The following is a 15,106-nucleotide window of genomic DNA, read 5'->3' on the forward strand; positions in this document are numbered from 1 at the left end:
GCCACCATTGCCGCTTTGGCCTTCGTCCACACGTTCTGTGGCCGTTCGTCGTCCACGGGTCCGGTAGCCGGGGCTCGACCGGGCGGGGGTCGACCGAGCCCACACAGGCCGGTCGGCACGAACCGGGGAAAATCGCGCGAGTGGGCCTCAGCCTCGTGACACAGCGAGCTGGTCCCGGTCGACGAACGACCGGGACCAGCGGGTGGCGCGCTCAGGAGGCGGCGATGCCCTCCATGCCGATGCCGTCGGCGAACTTCGGCAGACCCTCCACTGTGGTCACGAGATTCAGCGACCCGTCCTCGTGCACCTTGTAGCCCTGCACGTTGCCGGCGGTGGCGTTCTGCACGTACAGGAAGCCGTCGCTGGTGGTCATGTCGATCGACCCGCCGTTGGTGTCCGCGGCGACGTTCTTGACGAGTTCGAGCTTGCCGTCGTCGTTGACCCGGTAGGAGCTGATGGTGGAGCTGCCGGCGTTGGCGACGAAGAAGTAGTCGCCGACGCGTTGGATCCAGCACGTCGCCTGCTGGCCGTTGGGCACCGACGGGCCGACCTGGTCGAGCGCGCCGTCGTCCTCCAGCTCGAACCGGCTGACCGCGTTCGCGCCCGACTCGGTGACCAGCAGCGAGTCCTCGCTGTCGAAGGTGAAGCCGAACGGGGCGTTGCCCGCGTCGCTGATGACGGGATTGCGGGACAGTTTGCCGTTGCGACCGATCTCGTAGCTGAACATGACGTTGGCGGCCTTTGTCGACACCAGGACGAACTCGCTGTCCGGGTCGATCTTGACCTGGGCCGGGGCGGTCCCGAACGCCGGCGGGTTGCCGTTGTGCAGCCCGAGCGACCGGTTGGCGTCCTCGATCCGCGACAGTCGGCCCTTGTGCAGCTCGAAGCCCTGCACCGAGCCCTCGCCACCGGCGTTGAGGACGTAGACGAGGTCGCCACGGGCCGCGACGCTGACCGGCAGCAGGCCGCCGGACCAGATGACCTGGAGCTTGTGCAGCTTGGTGCCCTCCACCCGGAAGACCGTCACGGTGTTGCTGCCGGCGTTGACAGCGAACAGCAGTCCGCGGTGGTAGGTCAGGGAGCCCTGCGAGGCCAGTGCGTCGAGCGGCGCGCCGATGGTGAAGCCGCCCAGCCCGCCGGTCTCGTACTCGCCCGCCTTGGTGAGACGGCCGTCCTCGTCGCGGTCGTACACCTTGATGGTGTTGCCCTCGGCCTTGTTGGTCTGAACGAAGACCGCTCCCTCGTCGCCGTGGTGGTAATCACCCCCCTTGCGGTCGTCGTGGTACCCGGGGCCGCCGCCATCGGCGAAGGCGGCCCCGGGGATCGATCCGATGCTGGTCAGACCTGCCAGGAGGGCTGCCGCGAGCGCGACACTGCGCTTCATCACTGACTCCTTATGCACCCGAAGGGAGGAATACGAGTTTTCCTCTCCTTCGAAAGCTATCGGAGCAGCTAGGTGGGTATGCCTCACTTACCCTAAAGCGGTAATTTCGTGCCTTTCTGTGGAATGAGCGGACGTGTGGACGCAGGTGGCATAGGGGCGAAGCGGACGTCCGGGACCGTCAGGGCAGGAACTCGGCGGTCAGGCTGATCAGCGCACGGGCTGCGGCCCCGACCGGGCGGTCCACCGGGGTGGCGAGCGAGGCCGTCCAGTTCAGGTCGGCGCCGGTGACGCTCAGCAGGCGCACCCCGTGGTCGTCGGCGACGGCGAAGCGGGGCAGCAGCGCGATGCCGAGCCCGTGGCGCACGTATTCAGCGCCGGTGGCGATGTCGGGGATCTCGATCGTGACGCGCCGGGACAGGCCGGCGGCCGCGAACGCCCTGTCGGTCACGGCCCGGTTGCCGTAGCCGACCGGGGAGTCGATGAAGTCCAACCCGGCGATGTCGGCGAGGGTGAGCGCCTCGCGGGTCGCCAGCGGGTGGTCGTCCGGGACGACGAGGTCGAGTGCCGAGCTGGCCAGCTCGGTGAGGTGAATCTCCGCAGGAGGTGTGCCGGGCAGCGAGACGAACGCGAGGTCGAGCCGGCGTTCCGCGAGGGCGTCGATGAGCCCCTGGGAGCCGTGCGGGGCGACGCTGGTGTGCAGCAGCACTCCGGGGTGCCGGCGGTGGAACTCGCCGAGCAGGGCCGGCAGGTGCAGGAGTCTGATCGAGGTCATCGTGCCGATGCGCAGGGTGCCGCGCAGGCCGCCGTGCACCTCGGCGACCGCGTCGCGGGCGTCGCGGGCCGCGTCGAGGGCGATCCGGGCGCGCGGCAGCAGCGCGGCACCGGCGTCGGTGAGGCGTACGCGCTTGGAGTTGCGGTCCAGCAGTGACGCGCCCAGTTCACGTTCGAGGGTCTTGACCGCAGCGGAGACGGCGGACTGGACGACGTGCAGGCGGGCGGCGGCGCGGGTGAAGTTCTGTTCCTCGGCCACTGCGACGAAGTACTCAAGTTGGCGGAGCTCCACACCACCAAGTATCACCGATCGCGATCGTCGCGAGCATCAACTTTCGTTGGACCTGATGCTTGGGCGAGGCAACAGTGGGGTCATGTCCTTGTCGACCCTGACACCCGGCCCCACCACGTCCGACCGCCGCGACGGCTCGTCCCGCCGGCACGGCCGTGGCTTCTGGGCCATCGCCCTGGCGTTTCTGACCGCGATGGCGTTCTGCACAGTGCCTGCCCCGCTCTACCCGCTCTACATGGCGCGGGACGGTTTCTCCACGTTCATGGGCACTATCGTGTTCGCGGTCTACGCGGTGGGCGTGGTGATCAGCCTGCTGCTCGCCGGTCACGTCTCGGACTGGGTCGGCCGCAAGAAGATCCTCATCCCGGCGTTGGTGTTGGAGCTGGTGGCCGCCGCCCTGTTCCTGGGTGACCCGTCCCTGCCGGTGCTGCTGGTCGCCCGGCTGGTGAGCGGGCTGGGCATCGGCCTGATCACCGCGACCGCCACCGCGTACCTCCAGGAGCTGCACGCCGCGCACCGGCCCGGCTCGTCGGGCCAGCGCTTCGAGATGGTCTCCACCGCCGCCAACATCGGCGGGCTGGGCGTCGGCGCATTGGTAGCGGGCGTCCTCGCCCAGTACGTCGACGCGCCGCTGCGTACGCCGTACCTGGTGTTCGCCGTCCTGTTGGCGGCGAGCATCGTGGCGGTCGCCCTGACCCCGGAGACCGTCGAGGAGCGGCTGGTCAAGCCCACCTACCGGCCACAGCGGATCAGCGCCGACCACGGGGACCGGGCCGGCTACCTGGCCGCGGCAGCCGCCGGGTTCGCCTCTTTCGCCGTGTTCGGCCTGTTCACCTCTGTCGCCCCGGGTTTCGTCGCTGGCGCCCTGCACCTTCCGTCGCGGGCCCTGGCCGGCGCGATCGTGTTCGCCGTGTTCGGCGGCGCGGCAGTGGCGCAGACCCTCACCAGCCGGCTGGCCGCCCCGGCGAAGGTGCGCCTCGGGCTGCTCGCCCAGGCCGTCGGCGTGCCCGTCCTGCTGGTGGGGATGCACACCGCCAGCCTCCCGGTGTTCCTGGTCGGCGGGGTGGTCGCCGGCATCGGCGCCGGCGTGCTCTTCAAGGCCGCCGTCGGTGCCGTCGCGGCGATGGCCGCGCCCGCCCAGCGCGGCGAGGCCCTGGCCGGGCTGTTCCTCATCGGCTACCTCGGGATGATCCTGCCGTCCGTCGGCATCGGCGTCGCCACCCAGGCCGTCAGCGCCGGCACGGCGATGAACTGGTTCACCGGGTTGCTACTGGTCATGCTCGCCGCCGTGGCGGCGCTGTTCCGCCACAGCGCAGCGGCACAAGCCCGATGAGCGGGGGAGGTCCGGGGTCAGCGCACCTCGGGCCACCACGGTTCGAGGAGGGTGGGGTCGGCGACGTACTGCGCCACCAGTGTCCGCTGCTCCGGGGTCAGGGACAGCGCCTGGAGTCGGGCGCCCCACTCGGGCACCCGGTCGGCCTTGTCCAACGCGATGGCCAGCTCGATCAGGCCGGCCAGCGCCATCGCCCGCTCGACCACCGGGGCGTCCTCGGCACGGCGGCGCATCCCCGAGTCGAGCGCCCGGTAGGCCGCCCGGTCGTCCATCTTGAACTCGCGCAGGATCCGCGCGTTGTCGAGCACCCGGGCCAGCCCGTCAAGCTCCTCCGACCCGCCGTACTCCACGTCCTCCGGCTCGTCCCGCTGGATGAAGACGATGGAGTTGCCCGACGGGTCGACGATGCTGAACCGCGACGACCCGGCGCGGTAGCGGGTCATTCGGGGTAGACCCTTGACCAGCACCTTGCCGTAGCTGCGGCGCATCGCCTCGGCGAACGCCGCGTGGTACGAGCCCACCGCGTCCACCATCACCAGGCAGCCGCCGGAATGCTCCTTCGCCGGGTCGAGATCCTTCGGCGCCGGGCCGTAGTGCAGCTGGAACCCACTCCAGGTGAACGCCAGGTACACATATGGCCTGAGTTGCTCAAAAGCCACCTCGAACCCGAGGGCCCGCCAGAACGCCAGGGTCTCCTCCGGCGCCGCGCAATGCAGCAGCGGCACTGTGGTCTCGTTCGGTTGGACACGGTCCGCATTGGTCGTCATCGTCACTCCCGGTCCGGTCGGCAGGCCGGCCATTGTGCCAGTACCACCGAGCGGCCCCGACGGGTTTCGTCTCCTACCCAGGGAGGAGGCGCGCTCCGACCACCGGCCGCAACCAGGGCTCGGGGTCGGACGCGATCGGCGGGCACGGCCACGAACATCTACAGACATGACTACCGATGTGCGCAGGGCGACGCGCTGGAACCGCCCACTGATGATCCTGGTATCCGTGATGGCAGTACTCGGCGTCGTCACCGTCGTCGGCATCCTCGTCGACCCGCGCGTCCTCACCGGGGCGCCGATCTGGCTCAAGCCGTTCAAGTTCGCGGTGTCGTTCGTGCTGTACGGCGCGACGCTCGCCTGGATGCTCTCCCTGCTGCCGCGACGCAGCCGGGCCGCCGAGAGGGCGGTCGTCGTCATCGTCGCGGTGGCGGTCGTCGAGAACGCGTTGATCGTCGGCCAGGTGATACGCGGACAGACCAGCCACTTCAACGACAGCACCCCGCTGAACACCGCGCTGTTCGCGGCGATGGGCGCGGCGATCATGGTGCTGTTCTTCGCGCACCTCGTCATCGCGATCGTGGTGATGATCCAGCGGATTCCCGATCGGGTCGCCGCGACCGCCGTCGGGTGGGGGCTCGGCCTGTCCCTGCTGGGCATGCTCGCGGCAGTGCCGATGGCGCTGCCGACGCAGGACCCGGGGATCGAGGGAATCACTGGGGCGCACAGCGTCGGCGTGCCCGACGGTGGACCGGGGTTGCCGATCGTGGGCTGGAGCACCACCGGCGGTGACCTGCGGATCGGGCACTTCGTAGGGCTGCACGCCCTCCAGGCGTTGCCGATCCTGGCGATCCTGCTGAGCCGCTTCGCGACGCGGTTGGGCGAGCGCACCCGCGCCCGGCTGCTGGTCGTCGCGGGCAGCGCGTACGGCGTACTCACCGTGCTGTTGACCTGGCAGGCCCTGCGCGAGCAGCCGCTGCTGCGGCCGGACGCCGTCACGCTCGCCGCGGTCGCGGCCCTGGTGCTCGCGACGGCGACCGCGACCGGCCTGGTGCTGGCCCGCCGACGTCGCCCGGAACTGGCGCTGGCCGCGTGACCGCGACGCTGTTCTCCCTGACGTTCGCGGTCGCAGCGCCGTTCTGGGCGCTGATGATCCTGCTGCCGCGCTGGTCGTGGACCGCCCGGATCATCGCCTCGCCGCTGATCGTGCTGCCGGTCGTGGTGATCTACGCGCTGCTGGTGCTCCCGGCGTTCGGCGAGGTGCTGCCGGCCGTGGCGTCGCCGACCCTGGCCGGGGTGCGCGACCTGCTCGGCACCTCCAACGGGGCCGCGGCGGGTTGGGCGCACATGATCGCGTTCGACCTGTTCGTCGGGCGGTGGGCGTGGTTGGACAGCCGCGAACGGGGGGTGCCGGCGCTGGTGATGGCTCCGGTGCTGGTGCTGACCATCCTGCTCGGACCGCTCGGCCTGGCCGCGTACCTCGCGGTCCGGACCCGGTGGCGGCGGCCGACGGCCGCCGCCACCGGCCCGCAGCACCTAGGCTGACCACCGTGAGCTGGCCGGGGCGACTGTTCGACATGCGGGACTCGCTCGTGCGGATGCTACTGCTCGATCTCAGTGGGCTGTGCTACCTGCTCTTCGTTCCGCGCTCGACCAGCACGCCCACGACGACACAGTGGATCCTCGCGGTCCTCGCGTTCACAGTGGCGCTGGCGGCGCACCGTCGGCCGGTGGTCAACCTGGTGGCACAGGCCACCCTGCTGACGGTCGCGATCGGCCTGGTCGACGACTTCACCATCAACCAGGTCGGCGCGAGTTGGGCCCTGCTCGAGATCACCATGCGAGCGCGCCGCCCCCGGACCATCTGGCTGTCCACCGCGCTGCTGGTCGTGGTCGACCTGACCGACTCGGTCGGCGACCCGGTCGGCCAGGTCGCCTCGGGCATCGTCGGCCTGGCCCTGGAGGTTGGTGTGCCGGTGCTGCTCGGCCTCGTCATCCGCACCAACCGGGAGCTGAGTCGGCAGGCCGTGGAGCGGGCCGTGGCCGAGCAACGCCAGCACGAGTCGGAGAGCCGTGCGGCCCGCGCCGACGAACGCGGCGCCATCGCCCGCGAGCTGCACGACGTCATCGCGCACCACGTGGCGTCGATGGTCCTGCGGGTCGGCGTGGCCCGGCACGTGCTCACCGACCTGGACCCCCGGGTGGGCGAGGTCTTCGACGACGTGCACGGCACCGGCACCGCGGCCCTCACGGAGCTGCGCCGGCTGGTCGCGGTGCTGCGCAACCCCGACGGGGTACGCGGCGACGCGGCGTTGACCGCTATCGAACCGTCAGCACTGCCGGCGGCGATCGGCGCGTCCATCGACCGGGCCCGGCAGGCGGGTGTCACTGTGGAGGCCGATCTCGACCCGGCTATCGGTTCACTCGACGCGGTACGCGGCATGGCGGTGCTGCGACTGACCCAGGAGGCGCTGACAAACGTGGCCAAACACGCGGGGGCGTCCGCGCTCGCGCACCTCGTGGTCGCTGTCCGGGACGGCTGCGTGCACTGGGAGGTCACCGACAACGGTCGCGGCGGGCTGCCAGCGGGCGTGCCGGCCGGTGGCGGGCACGGCATCACCGGAATGCGGGAACGCGTCGAGGTCCTCGGCGGCCGGCTGGAGACGGGCCCGACCGGCGCCGGGTGGCGGGTGCGTACCGTCCTTCCGGCCGTGGCCGCCGCGCCCGCCGACGCGCCGGTCGGGTCGGTGCCCCGCGAGCGGGAGGCCCCAGCCGGGTCGCCCGCGCCGGAGCCGGCGTGATCCGGGTGCTGCTGGTCGACGACCAGCACCTCATCCGGGCCGGACTGCGCATGCTCTGCGAGGCCCAACCCGACATCGAGGTCGTCGGTGAGGCCGACAACGGCCGTGAGGCGATCCCGCTGGCCGGGCGGCTCCTCCCCGACGTCGTCGTCATGGACCTGCGGATGCCCGGTGTCGACGGGATCACCGCTACCAGCCGGATCCTCGCCGAACGCCCCGCCACCCGCGTCCTGGTGCTGACCACGTTCGGCGACGACGACCACCTCTACCCCGCGCTGACCGCCGGAGCGTGCGGGTTCCTGCTCAAGGACGCGCCCCCGACCGAGCTGCTGGACGGCATCCGACGGGCCGCCGTCGGCGACAGCCCGTTCAGCCCGGAGGTGCTGCGCCGCCTCGTGCAGCGCGCGGTGCGCGCCCGCCCCGGGTCGCCACCGGCCCTGCCGGGCCTGACCGCCCGGGAACGTGACGTGCTCAACCTGGTCGCCGAGGGCCTGTCCAACACCGAGATCGCCGACCAGCTCCACATCGGTGTCACCACCGTCAAGACCCACATCACCAGCCTGATGACGAAGACCGACAGCCCCAACCGGGTACGGCTGGCCCTGTTCGCTCGCGGCGTCTGACGCTCAGGCCCGCATCCGCGCGGACACGGCGATGACGAGCACCAGCGGCACGATCAGCAGGGCCGGGGCGACGACAGGCAGGTGCAGGGCGACCAGGGCGCCGACCGCCGCGCCGACCATGAGGGCCAGCAGCACCTGGACCTTGGGACGCAGGCTGGCCCACGGGCTGCGCGCGGCGACCCCGGCGATCAGGCTGGTGAGCGTGCCGGTCAGGTACGTGGAGGACAGGCCGGACACGCCGAAGCGCTGGATGGCACTGCTCTGCACGCCCAGGGCGACCGCGGACAGCATGAGTAGCGCCAGGTGGACACCCGCGTCGGGCGTGTGCAGGGTGATCTCCCAGACGACGGCGAACACGACGAACACCGACAGCTCCAGGACCAGCGCCCAGGTGACTCGCCGGGGCCAGACCGGATCGTCGGGCTGTGCCGAGCCGACGACGCGGGCGCCCGCGAGGACACCGACGATGAAGCTGACGATGGCGCAGCCCGACGTCAGCGCCAGGTCGGCTTCACCCCGGCCGGCCGAGAGCCCGAGCAGGACCATGTTGCCGGTCATCACGCTGGCGAAGGCGCCGCCGAGGGCGAGGAAACCGAGAGCGTCGGCGCTCCCGGTGAGGAAGGTGAGGACGACGACGAGCGCCTGCCGTCGCCGCAGCAGGCGCTCGTCTCGGCGCGGGGCGACGCGAGGGTGGGTGACGCGGGGCGCTGTGCTCGACACTGTCGGCCACCTTCCAGTAATTGTTCTTCGTATACACTTTGTCCGGACACGTTCACGGAGAGGCGACCAGGTGGCTGAAGACCTACGGGACAAGCTCGGCGCGCAACACCTGCCGCTACGCGATCAGGTCCTCGCCGCGCTGCGGACCGCCATCATCGACGGCGACTACCTGCCCGGGGAACGGCTGACCGAGGACCGGCTCGCCGAGGACTTCGGCGTCTCCCGCAACCCCGTCCGGGAGGCACTGCGCGTCGCCGAGGCGGAGGGGTTCGTCGTGATCCTCCCCCGCCGGGGAGCCGTAGTCGCCTCACCGAGCAGCGGGACCATCACCGACATGTTCGCCGTGCGACAGCGCCTGGAGACGCTGGCCGCCCGGCTGGCCGCCGAGCGGGCCACAGCGGCCGACGTGGCGTCCCTGCGTGCCCTGCTCGACCAGGGCCGCGAGGCGACGCAGCGCCACGACCTGGCCCGGGTCGCCGAACTGAACAGCACGCTGCACCTGCGCATCCTCCAGATCAGCGGAAACCCCTGGCTTTCGTCGATCGCCAAGTCGCTCTACCTCCATGTCCAGTGGGTCTTCCGGCTCGGGGCGGCCGAACGCGCGCCACACTCGTGGGCCGAGCACATCCAACTCGTCGACGCCATCGAGTCGGGCGACGGTGACCGCGCCGAGCGGGCCGCGCTCGACCACCTCGACGCGGCATCCGCAGCGGCCTACGAGAACGCCGAAGGCGGCTACGGCGCCCGCTGACGGGCGCGCGGCCATGGCGCCAGCTACCGGCCGCACGCGTAGCCCTGCATCCCCCGGGGGTTCGCACCGGCCGCCAGCACTCCCGTCACCGGGTCACGGGTCACCGCGCAGAGCCGACCGAGGCTCCACCCGTCGGTGACCCGCACCTCGTGCCCGTACGCCCGCAGGGCCTCCAGCACACCCTCGTCGAGCCGGTCCTCCACCACCAGGACACCGGGCTCCATGTCGCGGGGATAGAACGACCCCGGCAGGCTGACCGTGTGCCACGCCGGCGCGTCGATGGCCTCCTGAAGGCTCTGCCCACCGACGAGGTGCCGCAGCAGGAACGGCAACTGCCACTGGTCCTGCTGGTCGCCACCGGGGGTGCCGCAGGCCAGCACCGGCTGACCGTCACGGTGCACCATCGTCGGGCTCAACGTCGTACGCGGGCGGCGGCCCGGCGCCAGCGACGAGGCGAGCCCCTCCTCCAGCCAGAACATCTGCAACCTGCTGCCCAGCGGGAAGCCCAGCTCCGGAATCGTCGGGGAACTCTGCAACCAGCCGCCGCTGGGCGTAGCGGAGATCATGTTGCCCCAGCGGTCGACCACGTCCACGTGACAGGTGTCGCCCCGGGTCACCCCGTCCGACTGCACCGTCGGCTCTCCCGTGGTGGCATCCGTCGGCCCGGTACGCCGCCCGGCGCCCTGTCGGACGTGGGCGGGCAGGCGCGGCTGCGCCCCGTCCGGACGCCCCGGCCGCAACTCCGCCGACGCGCGATCGCCGATCAGGACGGCCCGCTCCCGCGCGTACTGCGGCGAGAGCAGCGCCTTGGCGGGCACGTCGGCCCCGTCGCCGTACCAGGCCTCCCGGTCGGCGAAGGCGAGCTTGAGCGCCTCGACCTGGGCGTGGATGCCCGCCGCGGTCGTCGGGTCGTACGCGCCCGGGTCGTCGAGGGCATCCAGAGTGGCCAGTGACTCCAGCAGCACCGGGCCCTGGCCCCAGAAACCGGTCTTCGCCACCGAGTAGCCGTGCCAGTCAAGGGTGGCGGGCGGCTCCCAGCTCGCCGAGTACGCGGCCAGGTCGTCGCCGGTCACCAGCCCGGCGTGCGGGCGGCCACTGGAGTCCTGGAACGGTAGCCGGCTGAACGCGTCGATCGCCTCGGCGACGAAACCGGTGCTCCAGGCCCGGCGCGCGGCCTCGATCTGGGCCTCCCGGTCGACGCCGGCCGCCCGTCCCGCCTCGACGAGCCGGCGCAGGGTGTCCGCGTACGCCGGGTTGGTGACCAACTCCCCCGCGGCCGGTGGTCGGCCGCCGCGCAGCCAGAGCGCGGCGGAGGTGGGCCAGTGTTCCTCGAACAACGACCGGACGGCCGCCACCGTGTCACCGACCCGGCCCACCAGCGGGTGTCCGGCGCCGGCGTAGCCGATCGCCGGCTCCAGCACCTCGGCGAGGGTGAGCGTGCCGTGCTCGCGCAGCAGCAGGAGCCAGGCGTCCACCGCGCCGGGTACGGCCGCCGCGAGCGGCCCGGCGCCCGGGATGAGGTCCATCCCGAGGGACCGGAAGTGCGCGATGGTGGCGCCGGCCGGCGCCGGCCCCTGCCCGCACAGCACCTTCGGTCGGGGATCCCGTGCGGTGGCCACGATGGCCGGCACCTCGCCGCCCGGCCCGTTCAGGTGCGGCTCGACGACGTGCAGGACGAAGCCGGCGGTGACCGCCGCGTCGAAGGCGTTGCCCCCGCGTTCCAGGATGCCCATCGCCGACTGGCTGGCCAGCCAGTGGGTGGAGGACACCATGCCGAAGGTGCCCTGCAACGTGGGTCGGGTGGTGAACGTCATGACAACACCTCACTGGGATCTGCGGTACGAACGTCGGGACCGGTGCCGTCCGGCCGGACCAGGTGACACGCGGCCATCCCGTCGCCGACGGCGGTCTGCGCCGGCACCTCCGTCGCGCACCTGTCGAAGGCGAGCGGGCACCGGGTCCGGAACCGGCAGCCGGACGGTGGGTCGAGCGCGGACGGCAGGTCGTCGCCGAGCAGCACCGGTTGACGGAGGCGCTGACGCACCGGGTCGGCCACCGGCGCGGCGGAGAGCAGCGCCTGCGTGTACGGGTGGGCGGGCCGGGCGAAGATCCGCTCGCGGCTACCGGTCTCGACGAGCTGACCCAGGTACATGACAGCGATGTCGTCGGCCAGGTACTCGACAGCGGAGAGGTCGTGGGTGATGAAGAGACAGGCGAACCCGATGTCGCGTTGCAGGTCGGCGAGGAGGTTGAGCACCGACGCCTGCACCGACACGTCGAGCGCGCTGGTGGGTTCGTCAGCGATGAGCAGCATGGGCTCGGAGATCAGGGCCCGCGCGATGCTGACCCGTTGGCGTTGCCCGCCGGACAGCTCGTGGGGATAGCGGCGGGCCACCTCGGCGCGCAGGCCCACCCGTTCGAGTTGGGGGGCGACGCGCGCGTCCCGCTCGCGCCGGGAGATCCGCTTGCCGGCCAGCCGCAGCGGCTCGGCCACGATCTCGCCCACCAGCATCCGCGGGTCCAGTGACGCGGCCGGGTCCTGGAAGACGATCGACACCGCGCCGCGATGGGGACGCAGTCGCCGTCGGGACAGGTGGGTGACGTCAGTGCCAGCGATCCGGACAGTTCCCGCTGTCGGTTCGACGAGCCGCACCACGCATCGGCCCACTGTCGACTTCCCGGAACCGCTCTCCCCCACCAGGGCCGTGACCCGGCCCCGCGGGATGGTCAGGGACACCCCGTCCACGGCACGCACCGGGCCGAAGTGCATCACCAGGTCCGCGATCTCCAGGGCGTTCGGCTGCGGCGTCATCGGTTCGCCTCCTGAACTGCCGTCGGTGCCGTTGTGCAGGGGTGCCAACAGGCCGCGAGATGGTCGGTGCCACCGACATCCTCCAACGGCGGGGCGGCCGCCCGGCACTGCTCATCGGCGGCCGGGCAGCGATCCGCGAAGGTGCAGGCGTCGGGTTGGCTGGCCAGGACGGGCACCAGCCCGGGGATCTCGGTCAACCGGTCGGTGCCGGCGTGCCGGCCCGGCTGCGGTGACGCCGACAGGAGCCCGGCCGTGTACCGGTGCCGGGGATGGGCGAACAGGTCGTCCACCGGTGCCCGTTCCACCACCCGGCCCGCGTACATGACGACGACGCGGTCCGCGATGTCGGCGATCACGCCGAGGTCGTGGGTGATGATGAGGACGCTCGTGCCGAGCCGGTCGCGCAGGTCCCGCAGCACCTGGAGGATGCCGGCCTGGACGGTGACGTCCAGCGCGGTGGTCGGCTCGTCGGCCACCAGCACCTTCGGGCCGCAGGCCACCGCCATCGCGATCATCACGCGCTGGCGCATGCCGCCGGAGAGTTGGTGCGGATAGTTGTCGACCCGCTGGGCGGCGGACGGGATCCCGACGAGCGTCAACAGCTCGACGGCGCGAGCCCGCGCCGCCCGTCGGGACATCCGTTCGTGGACCTGGAGCACCTCGCCGATCTGCCGTCCGACGGTGAGCACCGGGTTCAACGACGTCATCGGTTCCTGGAAGATGTAGGCGATCTCCCGGCCACGGACGCGACGCAGGGCCGACTCGCGGGCCCCGACCAGTTGAGTGCCGTCCAGGCGCACCGATCCGCTGACCCGGGCGCTGCCCGGGAGCAGTCCGGCGAGGCTCATCGCGGTGACGCTCTTTCCGCACCCCGACTCGCCCACCATTCCGACGATCTCCCCGGCCGCGAGGTCCAGGCTGACTCCGTCGACCGCCGAGACGGTGCCGGTCTCGGTCGGGAACGACACCGACAGGTCGCGGATCTCCAGCACGGGCGCGGAGGCGGTGGTCATCGCCGGTCTCCCTTCGGGTCGAGGGCGTCGCGCAGGGCGTCACCGAAGACGTTGAACGCCAGCGCCAGACCCATGATCACCACGCCGGGGAAGACGGCGGCCCACGGTGCGCGGGCGGCGAACTGCTGGGCGGTGGCCAGCATGGTGCCGAGACTGGGCGACGGGGGTTGGATGCCGAGGCCGAGGAAGGACAGCACCGCCTCGCCGAGGATCGCGGCCGGGATGGCGACAGTGGCCTGCACCAGGATCACCGAGGTCGCGTTCGGCAGGATGTGCCGGGCGAGCACCCACAGGTCGCTCGCGCCGTCCACGACGGCTGCCGCGACGAAGTCCAGCGACTTGAGGCGCAGCGTGTCCGAGCGGACGACCCTGATCACCCCGGGGATCTGGGCGATGCCGATGGCCACCGCGGCGTTGCCGAGGCTGGCACCGCGGATGGCCGCCAACCCCACCGCCATGATCAGAAACGGAAACGCCAGCAGCAGGTCGGTGAAGCGCGAGATCACCGCGTCCCAGGCCCGGAAGTAGCCGGCGGCGAGCCCGAGCGGCACCCCGATGACCAGCGACGTGGCCACCGCCAGGAGCCCTACCTGCAACGAGGCCCGTGCGCCGAGCATGATGCGGGAGAGGACGTCCCGGCCGAGGTCGTCGGTGCCCAGCAGGTGCCCGGCGGTGCCGGGAGGGGCGAACGTACGGGCGAAGTCGGTCTGGTCGACCGAGTAGGGCGCGAGCCAGGGCGAGAGCAGCGCGATGACACCCGCCAGCGCGAGCACGACGAAGCTCACCACGGCGAGCGGGTTGCGCCGCAGCCGCCGCAGCACCCGGGTACGCCGGGTGATATCGGCGGTGCCGGTCTCCGCCATCGGTACGGTGAGGACGGTCATGCCGGATCTCCCGTCACCCGGATGCGTGGATCGATGACCGAGTAGAGCAGGTCCACGAAGAAGTTGATCACGATGTAGGCCGCCGCGGTGAGCAGGACGACGGCCTGGATCACCGGGTAGTCCCGCTGGAACACCGCGTCGATGGTCATCTTGCCGAAGCCCGGCAGCCCGAAGATCTGTTCGGTGACGACAGCGCCCGAGATCAGCCCGCCGAGTTGGAGACCCACGACGGTCACCACCACGATGAGGCTGTTCCGCAGGGCGTGCCGGGTGATGACGGCGCGCGGTCGCAGGCCCTTGGCCTTCGCCGTCCGTACGTAGTCGGAGGAGAGCGAGTCCAGCATCGCCGAGCGGGTCTGCCGCATGATGATGGCGGCCAGGCCGGTGCCGAGGATCACCGCCGGCAGGACGATGTGGTGCAGGTTGTCCACCGGGTCCTCCAGGATCGGCACGAAGCCGGAGGCGGGGAAGAGCCCGGTCGCCACGGACAGGTAGAGGATCGCCAGCAGCCCGAGCCAGAAGTGCGGCACGGACAGGCCGATCAGGGCCAGGCCGTTGGCGAGCCACTCCGCCGGACGTCCACGACGGACGGCCGCGAGCACCCCGGCGCCGACGCCGAGCGCCGCCGCGATGAGGATCGCCAGGACGGACAGCTCGACGGTCACCGGCAGGGCTGTCGTGAGCATCGAGGAGACCGGGGTGCCGGTGCGGATGGACACCCCGAAGTCGCCCTGCGCCATGCGCTCCACGTACTGGGCGAACTGCACCGGCAGCGGCTGGTCCAGCCCGTAGTGCCGACGGATGGCCTCCAGGGCCTCCGGCGACCGGTCCTCCCCGGCCAGGGCGAGGGCCGGATCGCCGGGCAGTGCCCGTACGCCGACGAAGACCACGATCGTCGACAACAGCAGGGTCAGCGCCGACTGCCAGGCGCGGGTGAGCAGGTATCGGGCCACGACGG

15 protein-coding genes are annotated in these 15,106 nt (G+C 71.6%); 6 read left to right on the forward strand and 9 right to left on the reverse strand.

The window, feature by feature from the left end; all coding sequences use genetic code 11:
- Positions 1-211: 211 nt before the first annotated feature.
- A complete protein-coding gene (locus OHB44_RS19850) occupies positions 212-1,384 on the reverse strand; it encodes a lactonase family protein (RefSeq protein ID WP_238682585.1) in 1,173 nt (390 codons plus the stop codon).
- 178 nt (positions 1,385-1,562) lie between these two features.
- Positions 1,563-2,447, reverse strand: a complete 885-nt coding sequence (locus tag OHB44_RS19855; RefSeq protein ID WP_238682586.1) for a LysR family transcriptional regulator — start codon at positions 2,445-2,447, stop codon at positions 1,563-1,565.
- 82 nt (positions 2,448-2,529) lie between these two features.
- On the opposite strand from OHB44_RS19855, the gene OHB44_RS19860 reads away from it, so the two are divergent.
- Positions 2,530-3,780, forward strand: coding sequence for an MFS transporter (locus tag OHB44_RS19860; RefSeq protein WP_330437827.1), 1,251 nt, complete (start codon positions 2,530-2,532; stop codon positions 3,778-3,780).
- A 17-nt stretch (positions 3,781-3,797) separates the two neighbouring features.
- Here OHB44_RS19860 and OHB44_RS19865 read toward each other — a convergent pair whose 3' ends face one another.
- Entirely contained in the window at positions 3,798-4,547 is a 750-nt protein-coding gene (locus OHB44_RS19865) for a glyoxalase (protein ID WP_330437828.1), read from the reverse strand.
- A 166-nt stretch (positions 4,548-4,713) separates the two neighbouring features.
- Here OHB44_RS19865 and OHB44_RS19870 point away from each other — a divergent pair, with 166 nt between their 5' ends.
- From OHB44_RS19870 to OHB44_RS19885, 4 genes are read left to right on the forward strand one after another with little or no spacing between them, the layout of a single operon-like run.
- Positions 4,714-5,640, forward strand: a complete 927-nt coding sequence (locus OHB44_RS19870) for a hypothetical protein (RefSeq protein ID WP_330437829.1) — start codon at positions 4,714-4,716, stop codon at positions 5,638-5,640.
- Positions 5,637-6,089: an ABA4-like family protein gene (locus OHB44_RS19875; RefSeq protein WP_238682590.1), complete on the forward strand. Its 453-nt coding sequence runs from the start codon at positions 5,637-5,639 to the stop codon at positions 6,087-6,089. The genes OHB44_RS19870 and OHB44_RS19875 overlap by 4 nt, the downstream gene beginning before the upstream one ends.
- 5 nt (positions 6,090-6,094) lie before the next feature.
- Positions 6,095-7,345, forward strand: a complete 1,251-nt coding sequence (locus tag OHB44_RS19880) for a sensor histidine kinase (RefSeq protein ID WP_330437830.1) — start codon at positions 6,095-6,097, stop codon at positions 7,343-7,345.
- Positions 7,342-7,968, forward strand: coding sequence for a response regulator transcription factor (locus OHB44_RS19885; RefSeq protein ID WP_238682592.1), 627 nt, complete (start codon positions 7,342-7,344; stop codon positions 7,966-7,968). The genes OHB44_RS19880 and OHB44_RS19885 overlap by 4 nt, the downstream gene beginning before the upstream one ends.
- Positions 7,969-7,971: 3 nt before the next feature.
- Here OHB44_RS19885 and OHB44_RS19890 read toward each other — a convergent pair whose 3' ends face one another.
- Positions 7,972-8,688 (reverse strand): YoaK family protein, encoded by a 717-nt coding sequence (locus OHB44_RS19890; protein ID WP_266302190.1) that lies wholly within the window; start codon positions 8,686-8,688, stop codon positions 7,972-7,974.
- 70 nt (positions 8,689-8,758) lie between these two features.
- On the opposite strand from OHB44_RS19890, the gene OHB44_RS19895 reads away from it, so the two are divergent.
- On the forward strand, positions 8,759-9,439 hold the full coding sequence (locus tag OHB44_RS19895; protein ID WP_167457549.1) for a GntR family transcriptional regulator: 681 nt from the start codon (positions 8,759-8,761) through the stop codon (positions 9,437-9,439).
- Between the two features lie 23 nt (positions 9,440-9,462).
- On the opposite strand, the gene OHB44_RS19900 is transcribed toward OHB44_RS19895, so the two are convergent.
- From OHB44_RS19900 to OHB44_RS19920, 5 genes are read right to left on the reverse strand one after another with little or no spacing between them, the layout of a single operon-like run.
- Positions 9,463-11,253 (reverse strand): gamma-glutamyltransferase family protein, encoded by a 1,791-nt coding sequence (locus tag OHB44_RS19900; protein ID WP_330437831.1) that lies wholly within the window; start codon positions 11,251-11,253, stop codon positions 9,463-9,465.
- A complete protein-coding gene (locus OHB44_RS19905; RefSeq protein ID WP_238682595.1) occupies positions 11,250-12,251 on the reverse strand; it encodes an ABC transporter ATP-binding protein in 1,002 nt (333 codons plus the stop codon). The genes OHB44_RS19900 and OHB44_RS19905 overlap by 4 nt, the downstream gene beginning before the upstream one ends.
- The gene (locus OHB44_RS19910) at positions 12,248-13,264 is read right to left on the reverse strand and encodes an ABC transporter ATP-binding protein (protein WP_238682596.1); all 1,017 of its coding nucleotides are present in this window, start codon (positions 13,262-13,264) and stop codon (positions 12,248-12,250) included. The genes OHB44_RS19905 and OHB44_RS19910 overlap by 4 nt, the downstream gene beginning before the upstream one ends.
- Positions 13,261-14,148 carry an ABC transporter permease gene (locus OHB44_RS19915; protein ID WP_266302187.1) on the reverse strand — a complete coding sequence of 296 codons (888 nt, stop codon included), beginning with the start codon at positions 14,146-14,148 and terminating at the stop codon, positions 13,261-13,263. Before OHB44_RS19915 ends, OHB44_RS19910 begins: the two co-directional genes overlap by 4 nt.
- Positions 14,145-15,101: an ABC transporter permease gene (locus tag OHB44_RS19920; RefSeq protein ID WP_091399352.1), complete on the reverse strand. Its 957-nt coding sequence runs from the start codon at positions 15,099-15,101 to the stop codon at positions 14,145-14,147. Before OHB44_RS19920 ends, OHB44_RS19915 begins: the two co-directional genes overlap by 4 nt.
- Between the last annotated feature and the right edge of the window lie 5 nt (positions 15,102-15,106).

This window comes from Micromonospora sp. NBC_00821 (assembly GCF_036347035.1).
Lineage (GTDB): Bacteria > Actinomycetota > Actinomycetes > Mycobacteriales > Micromonosporaceae > Micromonospora > Micromonospora hortensis.